The sequence below is a fragment of the Wolbachia endosymbiont of Drosophila bocki genome, assembly GCF_028982005.1.
GTDB lineage: Bacteria > Pseudomonadota > Alphaproteobacteria > Rickettsiales > Anaplasmataceae > Wolbachia > Wolbachia pipientis.
The window spans coordinates 1-2,182 of the sequence record NZ_JAPQLG010000093.1 but is presented as its reverse complement, the minus strand read 5'-3'; the positions used below and the strand labels follow the sequence as shown (position 1 = coordinate 2,182).

The 2,182-nt window shown below is 31.7% G+C and carries 1 protein-coding gene and 1 pseudogene; one reads left to right on the top strand and one right to left on the bottom strand.

The window, feature by feature from the left end; translation table 11 throughout:
• Window positions 1-68: 68 nt before the first annotated feature.
• Window positions 69-278: pseudogene (locus OZD61_RS01915) on the bottom strand (hypothetical protein); the annotation flags it as partial.
• 488 nt (window positions 279-766) lie between these two features.
• Here OZD61_RS01915 and OZD61_RS01910 point away from each other — a divergent pair.
• Entirely contained in the window at window positions 767-1,993 is a 1,227-nt protein-coding gene (locus OZD61_RS01910) for an MFS transporter (RefSeq protein WP_274979650.1), read from the top strand.
• Window positions 1,994-2,182: the final 189 nt, after the last annotated feature.

Genomic DNA, 2,182 nt, shown 5'->3' with positions numbered 1-2,182 from the left:
CATAGATATACCTCTTTCTTAACTATGCTTATTTTACCTCATATTTTCGAGATCCTTAACAGGTTCTTATTAAATCTTGAATCGTTATATAGATCTTCTAAATTTTCATCGTAGTGTTTTGCTTCATTTACAGCGAGCTTTATTATCTCTTCTATACCACTTAGAAGTTTCCTATACAATTTGTCGTATCTATTGCCTAGCACGTGTGTAGCGAATGTTTGTTCAATGTATTTTGTTATGTAATTTTGCAGCGTATTATCTATCGTGCTTATATTCATCAGCCTGCTTTAATATTATATTAACTATTTTACACATAAAAAGGTTAATATTGAATTAATAGAATACTTCTGAAGTCAAGTTTTACTGAAAATTATGGTATTTAAGATATAATTGTCAGCATGAAATAAAAACATAAATAAAATGGATCTTGTAACAAAAGTGAAGCTCAAGATAAAGATGAATAAGGGTAAAATCATAAATATACTTATCATTTGTGGTGTAATTTTTTTCATATACCTCATTCATGAGCCAGTTGTAGATATGGTAGAAAAAATTATAAGTAAAATAAAAGGTCTCTTTTAAAAATAGAAAAAGTGAACTTTTTCTATCATCCAAACTTGAACCTGGAAAATTTAGTTAATGCATAAACTACTTATGTTGGCTATGAGTTCAACTGTATAAAATTCCGGTAAATTAAAATAAGTATTCATAAAAATATTGTTTTCTATAAACAGAGTATCTATAATGCTGGCTTTGGGGTAAAGTATTGCAGAGGAATTTTTTAATCTGGTTGTTGACGTCACTGTTTTATGCATACCAATATATATTACGCGTAATTCCAAACATAATTGCGCCTGAATTAATAACAAAATTTAACATAAGTATTGCAGATGTTGGCCAGTTTGGTGGGTTATACTATATAGGCTATACGCTAGCTCATATACCTATTGGTCTTTTCCTTGATAGATTTGGACCAAAGTTTGTTTTACCTGCTTGTACCGTTTTGACATTTACCGGAACACTACCGCTTATATGCTTTGATGAGTGGAGTTATTCAATAATTGGAAGAATAATTGTGGGAATTGGGTCATCCGCTTCGGCAATTGGAATCTTTAAAGTTGCAAGCATGTATTTTGCGCAAGAAAAATCAGCAAGAATGGCCAGCTTATCTATAATTATAGGAATTTTGGGGGGGATATGTGGCGGGTTACCTTTAGACTTCTTACTCGATAAATTTGGCTGGAATTATGTTATCTATACATTCTCAGCATTTGGGTGTTTACTTGCTCTGTTGCTGTTCTTAGTAACGCCTGAAAGCAATGCTCAACAGGAAAAAGTTAGCATTAGAGACTTAAAAAACATACTTTTCAACAAGCATATTATTCTAATTAGCTTTTTTGGTGGACTCATGGTCGGTCCAATGCAAGGTTTTGCCGATGGTTGGGTGAAAGCATTCTTTTTTGAAGTATATAAAATGAATGAAGACTTGGCATCTTCTCTCTCTTCCGTAATATTGATAGGAATGTTAACAGGATCATTCTCTTTGGCTTATTTATTGGAAAAATATAAAAATAAGCATTATGAAGTAATAATTGCATGCTCATTTGCAATGATCGCTAGTTTTCTTTTACTTTTTACTCAGATTGGTGGCTTGTATGTTGTATTACCTACGCTTTTTATTATTGGCTTCACATCTGGATATCAGGTGGTTACCATTTACAAAGCGATAAGTTATGTAAATAATAACTTAGTAGGCCTGGCTACAGCTGTGTCAAACATGATAGTTATGGTTTTTGGCTATTTTTTTCACACTGGGATCGCAAAAATAGTAGATTTGTGTTGGGATAGAACAATAATACAAGGAAATCCTGTGTATGGTGCTGAATTGCTGATAAAAGCAACATCAGTTATTCCTGTATGTTTGCTGGTGGCTGTTTTTGGGCTCTTATGGTTAAAAAATAAAGATGTTAGAGAAGTTGATTGTAATAAGTAGATAATTTATCGAAGGCTCGTATGATAAAATCGTTAGATGTACTAATTTAAGGCTCTTGTTATTATGAAATATAATACTTTATTTTACTTTGATATTTTTGTTTTAATTGTAATTGGGTTTTATTAGAACCTGTTTAAAATCTTCGTAATAGGAGAGAAATGAAGGAAAGGACAATCATTTGCAAGCTGG